Source organism: Caballeronia pedi (assembly GCF_001544915.2).
GTDB lineage: Bacteria > Pseudomonadota > Gammaproteobacteria > Burkholderiales > Burkholderiaceae > Caballeronia > Caballeronia pedi.
This window is the reverse complement of the sequence record NZ_FCOE02000073.1, coordinates 1-15,830: the sequence shown is the minus strand read 5'-3', so window position 1 is coordinate 15,830 and position 15,830 is coordinate 1. Positions and strand designations below refer to the sequence as shown.

Below are 15,830 nucleotides of genomic sequence, written 5' to 3'. Positions count from 1 at the left end.
GAGCAGATTGCACTTGGCGAGGCTCGTCGGCAGATAGAACTGCCAGTACGCGTGCTGCTCGCGCGTGAGACCGACGAAACCCGCGATGCGCGCAAGCAAGGCGTCGTCGGGCAGGTCGCCATCGAGCGCCGGGCGGGCATCGGCGGGCACGAAGTCCATGAGCCCGCTCGCGTTCGCACGCGCGAGCGCGCGGCGCTTCGACACCGCGAGCGACCAGCGCTGAACCATGATGAAGCGCAAGCCCTCTTCAAGATATTCGTTGCGCATGAGGCGCGCGAAGCTCGCTTCCCAGAAGGCGCTTTCGTCATCGACGATGCGCGCGAGACGCGCCGCCCCCGCATCGACGCTTTCTGCGGCATCGACGTCGAGCGCGAGATGCTCGAACGCATAGGCTTCGAGGAACGGCGCGATCTGCGCGCCGAGCGCGCGCGTGTCGTCGCGATAGAAATCGATGTAGCGCGCCCACTCGCCGGCGTCCGGCGTCTTCGGCAGGCGCGCGACATCGAGCTCGTAGATCGAAATCAGCGTGCGGTTCGATGCGAGCGCCGGCAGGCGGCTCACGTTGTGGCTGCGCACGGGCTTTCTGAACTTGAGGAATTCGAAGTCCTCGGGTCGAAGCGGCCGGCGATGATAATCGCCGTCGAGCACGAGTTCGTCCACCGTCGCGCTGCGAAACGGCGTGGCAGCGGCGAACTGTTTGATGAGCGAGAGATAGTGCTCGCTCTGCCCGTCGAAGGACGAGAAATCGAAAAGCGGTGGCACGGCCAGCGTCATGATGGTGATGTCCTTTGCTTGTGTGAGTTTCTTGCGGCTCGGGCGCGAGCCCTTTGCGTGAGCGTCGCCGCCTTCAGCCCGTCATGGCGACGAGCACGCGGCGCTTGCCCTTGAACGGCGCGCGCCCGTGCGACATGAGCACGTTGTCGAGCGCGAGCAGATCGCCTGGCTGCCACGGGAACGCGAGCATGGTGTCGCGGTACACGGCGCGGATTTCGTCGAGCATCGCCGTGTCGATCGGCGTGCCGTCGCCGAAATACGTGTTGCGCGGCAGCCGGTCTTCGTCGACGACGTCGAGCAGCGCTTCGCGCACGTCGGCGGGCAGGTTCGATACGTGAAAGAGATGCGCCTGGTTGAACCACACCGTCTCGCCCGTCAGCGGATGGCGCCATTCCGACTGGCACACCTGGCGCGTGCGCAACGCTTCGCCGTCGTCGAGCCATTCGTACGCGATGTCGTTCGCGCGGCAATAGCGCTCCACTTCGGCGCGATCGTCGGTGCCGAATACCTGCTCCCACGGCACGTCGAGTCCGTTGCCATAGTTGCGCACGTACATGACCCGACGCTCGGCGAAGCGCCGCCGCAACGCGGGATCGAGCCGTTCGAGCACGACGCGGCTATCGGCCACGGGCGTCGCGCCGTTTTCTTCCGCCGCGATCTCGCAGTAGAAAAAGATCGATGCGGGCCAGCGCCGCGTGTACGACTGCTCGTTATGCTGATCGATCCATTGATCCGCGGGATATTCCGTCGAAGAGAACACGCCCTTGCCGATCTTGCTGCGCGGCGTCGAGCCGAACTCGTAGGCGTGCAGCGTCTGCCCGAAGCGCGACGCGAAGCCATCGAGGCCATTCGCGCCGAGCGCATCGAAGCCGCGCAGCAGCACGCCGCCGTATTCGCACATGCCGCGCTCGATGCGCGCCGGCAACGCGGGCATGAACGCGTCCAGCGCGCCGCCGTCCTTCGGCCGAAACTCCAGCACGCGCGTGCCGTTGCTTTCGATCACGCGCTCGTGCAAGGCGTGCTCGGTTGGGTTGATCAATGCGTCCATGGTTCGCATACGGCGTGCGTGGCGCTCGCGTCGGCAAGCGATGCCTTCACGATTGACAGCACGCCGCTCAGTTGCTCGTCAATGAAGAAATGTCCGCCGTCGAAGCGATGCACCGTGCAGCGTCCGCGCGTCTCCTGCGCCCACGCGGCGACGTCGTCGCGATTCGCCGTCGCGCTGTCGTCCCGGCCGATGAAAACGTCGATCGGACAGGAAAGCCGTTTGGCGCGCGCCTGCGCGGGATACGTGCCGCACAGATGAAAGTCCGCGCGCAGCACCGGCAGCATGAAGTCGACGAACTCGCGATCGTCGAGCAAGGCCTCATGCGTGCCGCCCAACTTGCGCAGTTGCGCGACCATTGCTTCGCGTGAACACGTGAGCCAGTGCGCTTCGTGCACACGCCGCGACGGCGCAATGCATGCCGACACGCCGAACCACACGGGCTGCCTGCCGGTGCGTCGCTCGATCTCGCGAATCATTTCGATACCGGCCAGCGCGCCCATGCTGTGGCCCATCACTGCGTAGGGAACGTTTGCATCGACCTCCGACAGAACGTGCGTCGCGAGTGCGTCGGTCAACTCGGGCCAGCGCGTAAGCGGTGCGAGCGCACGCCGCGCGCCATGGCCGGGCAATTCATGCGCGAAGACGCGTGCACACGGCGCGAGACCTGGCGACCAGCGCCGGTACAGCAAGGCATTCCCGCCCGCATGCGGCAGGCAGATCAGTGACACCGGCGTGGCACGCGTGCAGTCGACGACAGCGGTCATCGTTCAGTTGCCCACTTGCGAAGGCTGCGACGATGCGCCTTCCGCCATCTGCCTGCGCAGGCTCAACGGGCGCATGTCGGTCCAGACCGTATCGATCCAGGCGAGACATTCCTCCTTCTTCCCGGACTTGCCCGCCTCCCGCCAGCCCGGCGGAATCGCCTTGAAGTCCGGCCAGATCGAGTACTGCTCTTCATCGTTCACCACGACGTGGAAGACCGTGTTGTCATCGCCCCAGCTCATCGCCTGCTCCATAAAAATGGCTTTTCGGATTGAGACTCATTCAAGTTCGTGGCAACACCGTGAAAGCCCGGATCCCACGGACTGCGAAGACCGGCAGTCGCGAGAACCTTTAGAAAAGCTTACGATTTGTAAACGAGAATGGTTCCTATTTCGACGACGAAAGTTAGTTCTCGGGCAGTCGATTGTCAAGACATTTTGTGGGAAATCGATTTCCATTCGAGCGGGTAAAGCCGCGCCAATCCACATGATCCGAACGTTCGGGTTTGGCATGTGGAAGCCTTGGTGCATCGCCCTGTTTTCCGCTGAATGAGAATTGTTTATACTCAGCGGCCGACGGCGCAGGGTCAGAGACGGCCTTGCTTCTCCGCGCAACGCAAGCCCGTCGATCATCCCAACATTCGAACGCTCAATGAGACGCCTGCCACGCGGATCCCTTCGGCTTGTTCTACTGCTCGCCGCATGCTGCCTCGCCCTCGTGTTCTGGGCGCTTCTATTTCGGACAACCGAGCAAATCGACACCATAACGCTCGCGCGAGGCGACATCGAATCGAGCGTCGCCGCCCTGGGCACGCTGCAACCGCATAGCTATGTGGACATCGGCTCGCAAGCGTCAGGAGAGATTCGGCACATCACCGTGCAACCGGGCGATATCGTGAAAAAAGGGCAACTGCTCGTCGAGATCGATCCGAGTGTGCAGCAGGCCAAATACGATGTGGACCGCGCCGCGCTCACGAGCCTGCGCGCGAGGCTCGCGGGCGAAGAGGCGAAGCTCGCTTTTGCCCAGCATCAATACGAGCGCCAGCGGCGCATGATGAGCGAAGGTTCCACGCGCGAAGAAGACCTGCAAAGCGCATATGCCGCGCTGCAATCGTCGCGCGCGACCCTGGACGATCTGCGCGCAGAAATCGAAGGCGCGCGCGCCACGCTATCAGGAGATGAAGCGCAGCTCGGCTACACGAAGATTTATGCGCCTATGTCGGGCACCATCGTCACGCTCGATGCGCGCGAGGGCCAGACGCTCAACGCGACGTATCAGACGCCGATCATCCTGCGCATCGCCGATCTCTCGACCATGACCGTCTGGACGCAGGTCTCCGAGGCCGACGTCTTAAAAGTGAAATCCGGAATGTCCGTTTATTTCACGACGCTGGGCGCCGACAATCGTCGCTGGGCGAGCACGGTGCGGCAGATCCTGCCCGCGCCGCCGAACGCGGTCATGCCGTCGAACGACCAACAGGCCGCGCCTGCGGCCAATGCGATCAACACCGGCAAGGTCGTGCTATATACCGTGCTTTTCGACGTGCGAAACCAGGGCAATCAACTGATGCCGCAAATGAGCGCCCAGGTCTTCTTCGTCGATCAACAGGCGCATGACGTGCTGATCGCGCCCTTGTCGGCGATCACGCCCGTCGCGGGATCGAACGATCTTTTCACGGCACAAGTGTTCGACGACGGCCGTCCGGTCACGCGGCAGATTCGCGTCGGCGTGCGCGATCGCCTGAACGCGGAAGTGCGCTCGGGTCTAGCGCCGGGCGACCGCCTCGTCACCGGCATACGGCGCGTGCGCGCCGCCGAAGGCAAGTTCCAATGGTGACGCCGCTGATCGAACTGGGCGACGTGCGCAAGTCGTATGGCGGCGCCGGTGAGCCGCCCGTGAACGTGTTGCGCGGCGTGTCGCTGTCGATCGGGGCTGGCGAATTCGTTGCGATCGTCGGCGCGTCCGGTTCGGGCAAGTCGACGCTCATGCATATCCTCGGCTGCCTCGACCGCCCCTCGTCCGGGCGCTATCGTTTCGCCGGCCAGGACGTGACGAGCTTCAATGCCGACGAACTCGCATGGCTGCGCCGTGAAGCGTTCGGCTTCGTGTTCCAGGGCTACAACCTGATCGCGACGGAATCGGCGCGCGAGAACGTCGAGGTTCCCGCGATCTATTCCGGCATGGGTCCGCAAGCGCGCCGCGCGCGGGCGACGGAACTGCTTTCGCGGCTGGGGCTCGGCGAGCGTCTCGATCACCGGCCGAATCAGTTGTCGGGCGGGCAGCAGCAACGCGTATCGATTGGCCGCGCGCTGATGAACGGCGGTCATATCCTGCTCGCCGACGAGCCCACCGGTGCGCTCGACTCCACGAGCGGCGCGGAAGTCATGGCGCTGCTCGGCGAACTGTCGGACGCCGGCCACACGATCATCCTTATCACGCACGACCGTCAGGTCGCCGCGAAGGCGCGCCGCATCATCGAGATCCGTGACGGACAGATCGTCTCCGATTCGCCGGACGCTCATGACGCCAAACACGAAGGGGAACGTGCGCGCGCCGGCGTGCTCGACACGAAGACGCTGCTAGCCTCGATGTCCGAAGGCGCGTCGCACACCGCATCGGTGTTCGCGGACGTGAACGAAGCGCTGCGCGCCGCGTGGCGCGTGGTGTGGAATAACCGCTTTCGCACCTTGCTGACGCTGCTCGGCATCATCATCGGCGTGGCGTCGGTGATCGTGATGCTCGCCATCGGGCGCGGCACGGAGCGCGAGGTCATCGCCAAGATGGCGAGCTTCGGCACGAACCGCATGTACGTGACGCCCGGCGGCGACAACGCGCGCGGTCCGGGGGGCACGCTGGATGTCGCCGACGTCGAGCGCGTCGCGCACGTGCCGAACGTCGCCGTCGCAATGCCGTTCCTCTCCGGCCAGGTGACGCTGCGCGCCGGCAACGCCGATATCCGCACGAGCCTGTGGGCCGTAAGCCCCGAAGCCTCGCGCGTGCTGAACTGGAAACCCGTACGCGGCGTGTTCTTCGACGCCGGCGACGAGCGCGATCTCGCCGCAGTGGCGCTCATCGGCAAGCGGGTGCGCGAAAAGCTGTTCGGCGCGGCCGATCCCGTCGGCAAGCATGTGCTCGTGAACAACGTGCCGTTTCTCGTGATCGGCGAGCTCGAAGAGAAAGGTGCGACCTCGGGCGACGCCGATGACGATGACGTGATGCTCGTCCCCTACTCGACCGGCAGCCGCCGCGTACTCGGCACGACGCATCTGTCGTGGATCTCGGTGCTGATCGATCAGCTCGATCTGGCCGCTGACACCGCACAGCAAATCGGCGCGACGCTGGAGCGGGCGCATCACGTGCGCGATTTCCAGATCTACAATCGCGCGGCTTCCGTGAAGGCGCAGAGCGAAACGCAGGACATGCTCACGCTGATGCTCGGGCTGATCGCGGGCATCTCGCTCGTCGTCGGCGGCATCGGGGTGATGAACATCATGTTGATGACCGTGAAAGAGCGTACGCGCGAAATCGGCATTCGCATTGCGACAGGCGCGCGGCAACGCGACATCCTGCGCCAGTTTCTCACCGAAGCGACGCTCGTATCGGGCATCGGCGGGGCCTTGGGCGTGCTCATCGGCGTGCTGATCGGCGCAGTGCTGATCGCCGCGAACGTCCCGACCATCTTCTCCGTTCGCGCGATCCTCGGCGCTTTCGCGTGCGCGCTTTTCACCGGCCTGATCTTCGGTTTCATGCCTGCGCGCAAGGCAGCGCGGCTGGATCCGGTCGTGGCATTGTCGAGCGAGTGAGGGCGCGATGAAACGATGTCTCATGCTGGCCCTCTTCGCTACGCTCGGTGGATGCCTGAGCCATGCGCCACCACCCGCGGCCGACGTCCCGGTTCCCTCGACGTATCGCTATGCGTCCGGTTCGTCGAACGGCGATCCGGTCACCGCCTGCTGGTGGCACGGTTTCGGCAGCGACGAACTGGACCGGTTCATCGCGCAAGCGCAATCGGGCAATTACGACATCGCCGCCGCGCTAGCCCGCGTGAAGCAGGCTCGTGCGACGGCAAAAATCGCGGGCGCCCCGCTGCTTCCCAACGTCAGCGGATTCGCCGACGCGAGCCGCCAGGGCGGGTTCATGGTCAATGACACGTTGCCAAGCGGCAGCGCCTTCGACATCGGCTTGCTAGCGAGCTATGAAATCGACTTTTGGGGCAAGAACCGCGCAACGAGCGATGCAGCCATAGCACGCGTGCGCGCATCAGAGTTCGATCGGGTGACCGTGCAGCTCACACTGACGGCGGACGTTGCGAATGCATGGTTGCAGACGGTCGCTCTGCGCGAGCGTGAGGCGATCGCCACACGTAACCTGGACACGGCGCGCAGCATTCTGCGCAACGTCGAATCGCAATTCCGTGCTGGTTTCGTGACCGCGCTCGACGTCGCACAGCAGCGCACACTGGTGGCATCGCAACTGCGCGCGGTGGCGGCGCTCCATCAGCAGGGCAACGACAGCGAAGCGTCGCTCGCGACTCTGCTCGGCATCCCGTCCTCAGAATTTACCGTCTCGACGCGTTCGCTCGACGCGCTGCATGCGCCGGCCGTCGATGCCGGTTTGCCCTCATCGCTTCTGACGCGCCGGCCCGATGTCGCCTACTCGGAAGCACAACTCGCCGCCGCACATGCCGACGTATACGCCGCGCGCGCGGCGATGTTCCCGACCGTGACGCTGACTGCCTCCGTGGGCACGGGAGGAGACCGCATCCAGCGCCTTTTCGAAAATCCGCTGTATACCGTCGCCGCGGGTCTGACCGCACCGATCTTCAACGCGGGCGCGCTCGCTGCCGGGCACGATCTCGCGCTCGCGCAGCAGGAAGAACTGCTCGCGGCATACCGGCAGGCGATCGTCGCGGCTTTCGCGGACGTGGACCGGACGCTCAACGCGCGCGCCGGCGCGGATGAGCAGACACGCGCACAGGACGACGAATTGCGCGAGGCACGCCATACGCTCGAGCTCGCGCAAAGCCGCTATCGGGCCGGCGCGGAAACAGCGCTCACGGTCCTCGATGCGCAACGCACACTCTACGCCGCCGAAGACGAGCGGGTGCAGTTGCATCTCGCGCGGCTGCAGACGGCAGTGTCGACGTATCGCGCGCTGGGCGGCGGATGGGGCGCGACGCCCTAATCGGGGAAGTCGTCGGCGAACGCATATTCGACGTCCGCGTGCGCGCCAACCCGCAATTCGCCGCCGACGCCTTCTACGACGATCGCGTTCTGCCCGAACGTAAGGCCACCGTCGACGCGCGGATTCGCGCGCCAGCCGAGTAACGTGTCGAGAGGTTCGTTCGGCCAACGCGCGTCGCGCGTACCGTGTTCCTGATCGACTGTCGTGATCGGACACCGCGCGCACGGCTTCACTATGCGCAGCACGACGCCGTTGATCGTCAGCGTATCGATGAAATCCTCCTCGAAAGCCTGGAGGCCGCTCAGCACGATGTTGGGACGAAAGCGGTCCATCGGAATCGCCGGTGCACCTTTGCCTTCGAGACGCGCGTTGAGCTCGTCGAGCGAAGCCTGGTTCGTCACGAGCAGCGGGAAGCCATCGGCGAATTGCGTCGGCGCATCGGCGTCGAGCGTCCAGGCTTTGCTCGCGAGGCGCGTGACGTCGTCGTCGAAACGAACGAGGCGCACGGCCGCGCCGAGGATTGCCGAAAACCAGCGGGCCGCGGCGTCGCCTTCATCACGCGCCATGAAGCGATCCTGCCAGACCCTCACAGCCACGCGCTCGCGCACTGTCGAGGCTTCATACGGAATGTCGAGCGACGCATCAGTGTCGTGAACGTTCAGCACGAGCGCACGTTCGGTCAGCTGTGGGCGAATGCGCGCCATGACGGGAAAAGTACGTTGCGATACGAACGTGCCATTACCGTCGATGACCATCCAGTGACGATCCGAAGGTAGCCCGTGCGGTTCGACGCGTGCGTAGGGCAAGAAGACCGCACCACACGATTTCACGGGATAGACGAATAGTGCGCTGAGAAGGGGCATACGGACGCTTTGCCGATTGAAGTCCTCGGATTGTCACGCGGCCAGTTTCCTTCGGCAAGCCACGTCGCGCAAGGCCTCCGACGAACTGTAATCTTTATGTAAATGCGAATGATTTGCATTTAATAACAAAATGCTCGATGATCTCCTTTCACTTTCCCGAGAGACTTAAGGTGGAACATGAACACTGTTTTGTTTCCTGAGGACACACAACAGAAGCACTCCACTACAGCAATTGACGCTGCGAAGTGCGACGGCCATACCGTGCTGCAATCTTTACTCACTCGTCAGTCGCACTGGCCGCTCATCGAGCCCGCGCCCAACGACGATGAGCTTTCCCTCATTGTTGATGCTGCCCTGCGCGCGCCTGACCACGGCCGTCTGCGTCCCTGGCGTTTCGTCGTCGTGCGCGGCGACGCGCGCGATGCGCTAGGTCAGGTACTCGTCGATGTTGCGCGCGCGCGAGAGCCGGATGAACCTCCGCAAACGCATGAACATCGGCGGCACCGTGCGCACGCCGCTCCGATGATCATCGCGCTGGGCGCGGCCATATCCGCGGAATCTCACATACCGGAGATCGAGCAACTGCTCTCGGTAGGCGCCGCGACGATGAACATGCTCAACGCGATCCACGCACTCGGCTATGGCGGATTCTGGGCGACTGGCCAGGATGCCTACGATGCGACGCTGCGCAGTGCACTGGGTTTTCAGTCCTCGGAGCGGCTCCTGGGCTTTCTGTTCGTTGGCACGCCGGGATCGGCGCCAAAACGCATCAAGCGGCCCGAGCACGGTGTACATCTGCGCGAATGGACGGGCATCGAGGCATAGCCCCTCGTTAATGGTCTTCGTGAGAACACGACAATGAGTATCGGCATTCTTCAGATGCGGGAACACTCTCTTCTCGATGACGCGCTGGCACACCATCCCGATCTGAACGATCAACTCGTGATCGATTCGGTTCGTGCATGGTTTCGACCCCACTGCGAAGCAGTGCGTGGCAGAGAGTCCTGGCGCGATGTTCTGATTGAGAGCGGATCGGGTCGCAACGGTCTGCATTGCTTCGACATGTTCATGTCCGAACTTGCGAAGACCGCCGGGCGGCCGCTGGACATACGATGCCGCTGCTCTCCAGACATCTCCGGAGATGAAGCGTGCCTGCTCCAGACTATCGGCTGCTTTCAATCGAACGAGCGAATGACGGCTCATACATTGTTGAGGGACTGGTTTGCGGCTGTCGCCACTGATCGGCTAGCCAATATCGCTCACTGGTTCGCGGTGACCTTGTTCGACGCGGGTGTGATCGTGAGCAAACGGGCCCGCCGCGTCACCTATTTCCATTGACCAAGATGAGTGGAAACACGATGCTTCAGATTGCCGAAATGCAATCCAGCAGCGCAACGGACGGTAACTCGACGGAAAGCAATTTGCGGCGAAACGAAGCGCCCCGCTTTATCGGCCATCCGATGAACCTTCATCCTCAGCCTGACGTGCTCCTGTCCACCAGTGCAACGGTCTGTCTATGGCGCCTCCGCACCGAGTGGAAACGCGTTTCGCGAATCGACGGAATGGCAAGTCTCTCCAAGATCGAGGCAGCGCGCGTCGCCCGCTTTCCAAAATCGCCGCTGAGCAAACGCTTCGCCATAGAACGTGCTTCGCTTCGGAAAATCCTGTCCGGCTTGACTGGGATAAGCGCCGCAGAGATCGAGTTTGCCGAGTACGCGGATGGAAGACTCGGTCTGGCGCCCCAGCACGGCGACCTGTCGATTGCTATTACGCACGTCGGTCTTTGGACGGTAATCGGCGTGTCACGCTCGCGCATTGGACTTGCCTCTGCAGCCGCCGCTTATCGAGGCAATGATATCCATCAAACGACTGAAGAAGTGCCAATGACCCGCGCCCACGTGCGACAACTAAGCCTGCACCATGCGGGAATCACCGCGGACATGGAAGAACTTCAAAACGTGATGTTCGACGACGGCCATGCGACCTATCTGTTTGACGCGTGCTCCGAGGGAAGATGGCATGTGTTGGATCTGCCGATGCCAGGCTCTAACATGCTGGCGCTATCCGCGCCTTATCCAATCGAACGAGGCACGCTTATGGGTGGGCAAGTAGCACGGGTTATGCGTTAATCCGTTGAATGCTCGAATCCCTAGGCCTCACCGCCTTCTTTCCGCAACTGGCAGACCTCTGCAGCACGCGTGGATATGAAATCACGCAGGCGAGCCCGGAGAACGGCTACATTGCTGCCGGAAACGCCGGTCCTTCGACGCGTGAAGTCGCAGGGCAGCGTCGGACACAGCTTCTCGAGCTTCTCTCCTTCCACGTTGCGCATCCGAACCAGGTGGATTGGTTGCCAGAAACCCACCTAGGAATGGCCCTCGCGGGTCGCCCACGAAGTCCGGCATGTGCCTGGCATCAATCTGCAAGGCTCCCCCTAATGTCTCCAACGTAGCATTGTTTCGGTTTTCGCAAGTTCCGCTCCCACCCCCTATGCTCAGATCGCAACTACCCGCACGATGACATCTGCGCATTGTTGCGACCTGAGCATAGAGCAGATTTTTTTATTACCGATCGCGGACTGGCTCCGACCGGCCTGTTCACGTCAGTAGCCGCGATCGCCAACCAAAAAAATCTCGGCTGTTAGTGCACCGGGAGGCTTTCCCGTTCCAATTGGGAAATATTCCCGAACGCTGTAAGCCGCTCCACATCGCGCTAGCGGCATGCTTAGATGCTTGGAGATGCTGACTGCATTTATGCTCTCCTTCGACCGGAACGACACGCGCCGCGCCAGGCGGGCAAAAGACGAATTCCTCCAAATCTGTCACGAAACCGGCAAGATCATTAGGGCACGGATATGAGCATAATCAAACGCAGGAGGCCCCTTGCCAAGCCGGCATTCAGCGATCAAGCCCTGCTGCTCCCCCGGCGGCTCTCAAGCAGACGCAATAGCGGTGTCCAGAGGTCATGCGAGGGCACCCAATAAGAAGACGTCGCGAGCAACGGCAGCGGCCAACAAAGCGGTCTCCGGAATGATTCCTCAAGGCGATGTGCGATTGTGCGCCAATATCCGCGAAGATCTTCACTTGCAGTTGAAGATTGCGGCGGCAGTCCGGCGCACGACGATCGGCGAACAGATCGAGGAACTGATCGAAGCGCTTCTATAAGGCGCAGATAGACAGAAGGGAATCTGCCTCCGTTCTTCCGAGAATTCTGTAACTTTGGCGAGAGTGTCAAAAAGACTCTGGGGTTGTAACTCCGATTCGAGCCCGAACTGTTCCAGAAGCTCGGCGGATAGACGCAGCCTCATCTTCTTTCTCCCCCGGGGCGCCGGGGAGCCCGTAACCTGCGTCGTCTCACGAACAGCTCTTGAGCCGTTTTTCTTCGGCTCGCGCCGAAGCACTCGTTGCATCTTGAATTCTCGTTACCATCGACTCAAGCTGGGCGGCACTTCCGCACGAGCGCGATGGAAGGCTCGTCGACGAGCACGACATGACGTGATCTGTCTGCAATGGCAGTGGATCCTCCGATGCAAGGTCATGCGAAAGAGACTGCGCGAGAAACTTTCCTCCGGCCCTCGCGGCACCAGGTGACGTGCCTTCTGGCTCGCTATAACTGCTCAAGAATGGTCATGAGAAACGGCAATGGGCGTATGAAGGAAATCCGCGATATCGCGGCATGATGGATAAGAAGCCCGGTGATCATAGGGGTGATGGCCTCATCAAACTTGCACCGACGATATGGTTTGGCGCGTTTAACGATCGCGTCGGCACGCGTTGCCAGATCGGTAAAAGGCATGTTTCGATGTGGGAAAAGCAATATTTTTGGAGTGAGACGATGCTAGGTCTATATTCACGTAGTTGTCACGCATCGACATTGGCTCTTGTTTCCGACACATCTCGCACAACATCTGAGGTATAGCATGTTCCCAGCGGAACCCAGCAACGCAGCACGTTCGACGCGCCATGACTTCCGTAACGCATGCGCTCTGTGTTTCATATCGCTTTGCCTGACCGCGTGCGGCGGCGGAACATCCGACGGGCAGTCAACGTCATCGCGAAGCGGCGGAACTGCATCGGAAAGCTCCAGCGCGTCGGCAACGTCGGCTCCTAGCGAATCGGGTGCATCGGCGCCGCTTGCAAGCAACCCGGAGGGAGCGAGCGCTCCGGCGGCCGATGTCGGAGCGTCCGCTCCAGCGGCCGCCGTGAATCCGTCACTGCCGGCGATTTCGATCATCACCGACAGCGGAGCCGCCATCGTCGATAAAGAAAACTACATCCCGGCCACGCTCGCCATCACAAATTCGGATGGGACCAGCGCGTTCAGTGGCCGGACCACGATCCGCGGCCGCGGGAACAGTACATGGGATATGCCGAAGAAGCCTTACCGGATCAAACTCGACGAAAAGGCGTCGTTGCTCGGGCTGCCGAGTGATAAGAACTGGGTGCTTCTCGCCAACTACGCCGACAAGACTCTTCTGCGCAACCGGAGCGCCTTTGAGCTTGGCAAACGGCTTGGTATGGCGTGGACTCCACGCGACGTCCCAGTAGAGGTTACGCTCAATGGCGAGTATCTGGGCGCATACGATCTTGTGGAATCGATCCGGGTGGACAAGAATCGCGTCGATATCGCCAACGCCGACGACACGGCAGCGCCGGAGAACACGGGCTTCATCCTCGAGATCAACGGCCGTCTCGACGACGACAACTGCTGGATCACGACGCATCAGGTCACGCTGTGCATCGACACGCCCTCGCCTGCCTCGCCCGCGCAGGTCGCTTACATCAAGCAGTACGTTCAGACGGCGGAAGATGTCCTGTACTCGAATTCGGCTACGGACCCCGTCAACGGTTACGAGAAGTACTTCGACGTTGCGTCCTTGACCAACTGGTATCTCGTCAATGAGATATTCAAAAATCAGGATGCACAGGCGTATTCGAGCATCTATCTCTACAAGGATGTCGGCAGCAAGCTCAAGTATGGCCCGCTATGGGATTTCGACATCGCCGCCGGCAACGTGAATTATTCCGGCGCCCAATACGCGCTCGGCTGGTGGATCGCCGATAACATCTGGATCTCAAGGATGAAGTCCATCGATCCGACGTTCGAACCAAGAATCCGGGCCCGATGGGATCAGCAAAAGGCGCAGCAGATCGACACACTGAATGCCTATATTGACAGTAGCGCCGCAGCACTTCAGGAGACCGGCGCGGAACCACGAAACTTTACGCGGTGGCCGATCCTGGATGTTCAGGTGTGGCCCAATCCTGTCGTTACGGGTTCGTATCAGGGCGAGATCGACTACATGAAAAACTGGCTGATGCAGCGGATCGCATGGCTCGACGAGAATCTCTGATTTGAAGCGCCGAAGCGCCATAAGCGCAGCTTTTTCTATCGAGGCCTATTCCCTGCCGGGATAACTTATACCCCCTTGACCTGCATTCTTGAGGCGGCTCCGTAGAGGTAGCCTAGTTCGTTCGAAAGGATCTGCAAGTTTTTAAACGGAATTACTGTCGCGATCAAGCTGCCGATTTTATCGCTGGCAGCGTGACGAAGTATGCTTCATCGGTGTCTGATCGGCCAACCTGGAACGAAGCCGATCTGGTTGTACTCGTTCAGGTAATGCCCGATGCAGCGGCGCGCGTGGCACTGTCAGTTCATGGGAAGGCGGCGGTAAAATCAAGCGATGAAGAAGACGAATTCGCTCTATCACGGCCACCGTTTCCCGCTGTCGTCATCAGCTGTGCGGTCGACTGATATTTCCGGTTCAGCCTGAGCCTGCGCGACATTGAGGAGTTTTTGCTCGACCGTGGCGTCGTTGTCACGTACGAAACGATCTGTCGCTGGTGCGATAAGTTCGGCGCTCGATTCGCCCAATGCGCCAAAGCGACGCGGTGCAAGAGCGGCAGCACAGGGCATCGGGACGAGATGTTCGTGAAACTGCGCGGCGAGCCGTATCTGCTGTGGCGCGCGGTCGATGAGCATGGCGTGGAACTCAACGTGCTGTTACAAAAGCGCCGCGACAAAGCTGCGGCAAAACGCTTCTTACGTAGAGTGCTGCGTTCAAACCCGGTCCCGCGCAAGATCGTTTGCCGACCAGCTGCGCAGCTATCCAGCGGCGAAGGCGATCATTCCCGAGCTCGCCCACGTGAAGCACGTCTTCGTCATCATAGCGGAGCGAGTGAACAACCGTGCCGGAAATAGCCCAGCCAACTCGCAGGCGCGAGCATCAGATGCTGGACTTTCACGACGCGCTTCGAACTCAGACGGTCCTCTCACGCTTCGGCCGATTCGGCAGCACTTCGCGTTACCCAGACATCGAACGAATGCCAAATGTCACCGCGCCATTATGAAAGAACATCTCGCCACGTGGCGTGACTGGAGTGTGTCGGCTGCGGCTGGTTGATATGCCCAAGGCTAAGGTCACGATCGGCGGGATGCCCGGTGCCATCGGTGAGAAGGGTTCGATGTCATACAAAGACTACAGGCAGGCTTTGCGTCCTTTGCACGTCGAACTGGTCAGGCTCAGAAGTGAGTGATTCGTAAGCAGCTCGGCAACTCACCTTGAGTTTTGCTGAAGAGCTTGGGAGGATCGTGTCCACTTAACGAATTGAATCGAACAAGAAGCGTTGCCGACGCGCCGTCAGACGATCGGGCAGGATAACTACGATCCGACCACGGGTGTGCAGCAAAGCTCGATCGATCGGCAGGCGATCACGCCGCTCGCGGGCATCGTGGTCAAGCCGCTGTCGAATATTTCGGTGTACGGCAACTTCACGTCGGGTCTGAGCAATGGCGGCACCGCGCCGGCCGGCACCGCGAATGCGGGACAGGCGTTCGCACCGTATAAGTCGAACCAGTACGAAGCGGGCGTGAAGGCTGACTGGGGCCGCGTGATGACGTCGGCCGCGATCTTCCAGATCTCGCAACCGAACGCCGTCACCGATCCGATGACGAACATCTACGGGTACAACGGCAAGACGCGCGTGCGCGGGCTCGAACTGGCCGCCTATGGCGAGGTGTTCCGCGGCCTTCGCATGATGGCGAGCGCGACCTTCTATGATCCGAAGGTGCCAGGCACGGCGGGCGGCACGCAGGACGGCAACGATCCGGGCGGGGTGCCGGAATTCGCCTTCAACCTCGGCGCGGACTACGACCTGCCGTGGGTGGCGGGACTGAGCGTCAATGGCCGGATCATCCAT

The 15,830-nt window shown here is 61.6% G+C and carries 13 protein-coding genes and 2 pseudogenes; 10 read left to right on the top strand and 5 right to left on the bottom strand.

The window, feature by feature from the left end; all coding sequences use genetic code 11:
• From AWB80_RS41555 to AWB80_RS41540, 4 genes and pseudogenes are all read right to left on the bottom strand, one after another.
• Window positions 1-774, bottom strand: a pseudogene (locus AWB80_RS41555) (peptide synthetase); the annotation flags it as partial.
• A 73-nt stretch (window positions 775-847) separates the two neighbouring features.
• Window positions 848-1,822, bottom strand: coding sequence for a TauD/TfdA family dioxygenase (locus tag AWB80_RS41550; RefSeq protein ID WP_208635768.1), 975 nt, complete (start codon window positions 1,820-1,822; stop codon window positions 848-850).
• Window positions 1,810-2,586, bottom strand: a complete 777-nt coding sequence (locus tag AWB80_RS41545; RefSeq protein WP_061180414.1) for a thioesterase II family protein — start codon at window positions 2,584-2,586, stop codon at window positions 1,810-1,812. The genes AWB80_RS41550 and AWB80_RS41545 overlap by 13 nt, the downstream gene beginning before the upstream one ends.
• 3 nt (window positions 2,587-2,589) lie before the next feature.
• Window positions 2,590-2,826 (bottom strand): MbtH family protein, encoded by a 237-nt coding sequence (locus AWB80_RS41540; protein ID WP_061180416.1) that lies wholly within the window; start codon window positions 2,824-2,826, stop codon window positions 2,590-2,592.
• Between the two features lie 409 nt (window positions 2,827-3,235).
• On the opposite strand from AWB80_RS41540, the gene AWB80_RS41535 reads away from it, so the two are divergent.
• Genes AWB80_RS41535 through AWB80_RS41525 form a run of 3 tightly spaced genes read left to right on the top strand, consistent with a single transcriptional unit; the run spans window position 3,236 to window position 7,768 of the window.
• The gene (locus AWB80_RS41535; protein ID WP_061180413.1) at window positions 3,236-4,420 is read left to right on the top strand and encodes an efflux RND transporter periplasmic adaptor subunit; all 1,185 of its coding nucleotides are present in this window, start codon (window positions 3,236-3,238) and stop codon (window positions 4,418-4,420) included.
• On the top strand, window positions 4,414-6,387 hold the full coding sequence (locus AWB80_RS41530) for a MacB family efflux pump subunit (RefSeq protein ID WP_061180412.1): 1,974 nt from the start codon (window positions 4,414-4,416) through the stop codon (window positions 6,385-6,387). The genes AWB80_RS41535 and AWB80_RS41530 overlap by 7 nt, the downstream gene beginning before the upstream one ends.
• Window positions 6,388-6,409: 22 nt before the next feature.
• Window positions 6,410-7,768: an efflux transporter outer membrane subunit gene (locus AWB80_RS41525; RefSeq protein ID WP_061180411.1), complete on the top strand. Its 1,359-nt coding sequence runs from the start codon at window positions 6,410-6,412 to the stop codon at window positions 7,766-7,768.
• On the opposite strand, the gene AWB80_RS41520 is transcribed toward AWB80_RS41525, so the two are convergent.
• Entirely contained in the window at window positions 7,765-8,631 is an 867-nt protein-coding gene (locus AWB80_RS41520; protein ID WP_061180410.1) for an MOSC domain-containing protein, read from the bottom strand. The two genes, AWB80_RS41525 and AWB80_RS41520, sit on opposite strands and share 4 nt — an antisense overlap.
• A gap of 177 nt (window positions 8,632-8,808) precedes the next feature.
• On the opposite strand from AWB80_RS41520, the gene AWB80_RS41515 reads away from it, so the two are divergent.
• The 7 genes and pseudogenes from AWB80_RS41515 to AWB80_RS41480 all read left to right on the top strand — a co-directional run.
• Window positions 8,809-9,456: a nitroreductase family protein gene (locus tag AWB80_RS41515; protein ID WP_087132063.1), complete on the top strand. Its 648-nt coding sequence runs from the start codon at window positions 8,809-8,811 to the stop codon at window positions 9,454-9,456.
• 33 nt (window positions 9,457-9,489) lie between these two features.
• A complete protein-coding gene (locus AWB80_RS41510; protein ID WP_061180409.1) occupies window positions 9,490-9,969 on the top strand; it encodes a hypothetical protein in 480 nt (159 codons plus the stop codon).
• 20 nt (window positions 9,970-9,989) lie between these two features.
• On the top strand, window positions 9,990-10,760 hold the full coding sequence (locus AWB80_RS41505; RefSeq protein ID WP_061180408.1) for a hypothetical protein: 771 nt from the start codon (window positions 9,990-9,992) through the stop codon (window positions 10,758-10,760).
• A 900-nt stretch (window positions 10,761-11,660) separates the two neighbouring features.
• The gene (locus AWB80_RS45400; RefSeq protein ID WP_279628701.1) at window positions 11,661-11,795 is read left to right on the top strand and encodes a hypothetical protein; all 135 of its coding nucleotides are present in this window, start codon (window positions 11,661-11,663) and stop codon (window positions 11,793-11,795) included.
• Window positions 11,796-12,832: 1,037 nt separating this feature from the next.
• Window positions 12,833-13,984: a CotH kinase family protein gene (locus tag AWB80_RS41490; protein ID WP_061180406.1), complete on the top strand. Its 1,152-nt coding sequence runs from the start codon at window positions 12,833-12,835 to the stop codon at window positions 13,982-13,984.
• A gap of 330 nt (window positions 13,985-14,314) precedes the next feature.
• Window positions 14,315-15,034 (top strand): annotated as a pseudogene (locus AWB80_RS41485) (IS6 family transposase).
• Window positions 15,035-15,257: 223 nt separating this feature from the next.
• Window positions 15,258-15,830: TonB-dependent receptor domain-containing protein (locus tag AWB80_RS41480; RefSeq protein ID WP_425266944.1), on the top strand; the 573-nt coding region annotated here is incomplete at its 3' end.

What these genes read in the sequence shown, in the direction of transcription:
- AWB80_RS41550 (WP_208635768.1), bottom strand. Translation starts at nt 1,822, where the DNA reads ATGGACGCATTGATCAACCCAACCGAGCACGCCTTGCACGAGCGCGTG.
- AWB80_RS41545 (WP_061180414.1), bottom strand. Translation starts at nt 2,586, where the DNA reads ATGACCGCTGTCGTCGACTGCACGCGTGCCACGCCGGTGTCACTGATC.
- AWB80_RS41540 (WP_061180416.1), bottom strand. Translation starts at nt 2,826, where the DNA reads ATGAGCTGGGGCGATGACAACACGGTCTTCCACGTCGTGGTGAACGAT.
- AWB80_RS41535 (WP_061180413.1), top strand. Translation starts at nt 3,236, where the DNA reads ATGAGACGCCTGCCACGCGGATCCCTTCGGCTTGTTCTACTGCTCGCC.
- AWB80_RS41530 (WP_061180412.1), top strand. Translation starts at nt 4,414, where the DNA reads ATGGTGACGCCGCTGATCGAACTGGGCGACGTGCGCAAGTCGTATGGC.
- AWB80_RS41525 (WP_061180411.1), top strand. Translation starts at nt 6,410, where the DNA reads ATGCTGGCCCTCTTCGCTACGCTCGGTGGATGCCTGAGCCATGCGCCA.
- AWB80_RS41520 (WP_061180410.1), bottom strand. Translation starts at nt 8,631, where the DNA reads ATGCCCCTTCTCAGCGCACTATTCGTCTATCCCGTGAAATCGTGTGGT.
- AWB80_RS41515 (WP_087132063.1), top strand. Translation starts at nt 8,809, where the DNA reads ATGAACACTGTTTTGTTTCCTGAGGACACACAACAGAAGCACTCCACT.
- AWB80_RS41510 (WP_061180409.1), top strand. Translation starts at nt 9,490, where the DNA reads ATGAGTATCGGCATTCTTCAGATGCGGGAACACTCTCTTCTCGATGAC.
- AWB80_RS41505 (WP_061180408.1), top strand. Translation starts at nt 9,990, where the DNA reads ATGCTTCAGATTGCCGAAATGCAATCCAGCAGCGCAACGGACGGTAAC.
- AWB80_RS45400 (WP_279628701.1), top strand. Translation starts at nt 11,661, where the DNA reads ATGATTCCTCAAGGCGATGTGCGATTGTGCGCCAATATCCGCGAAGAT.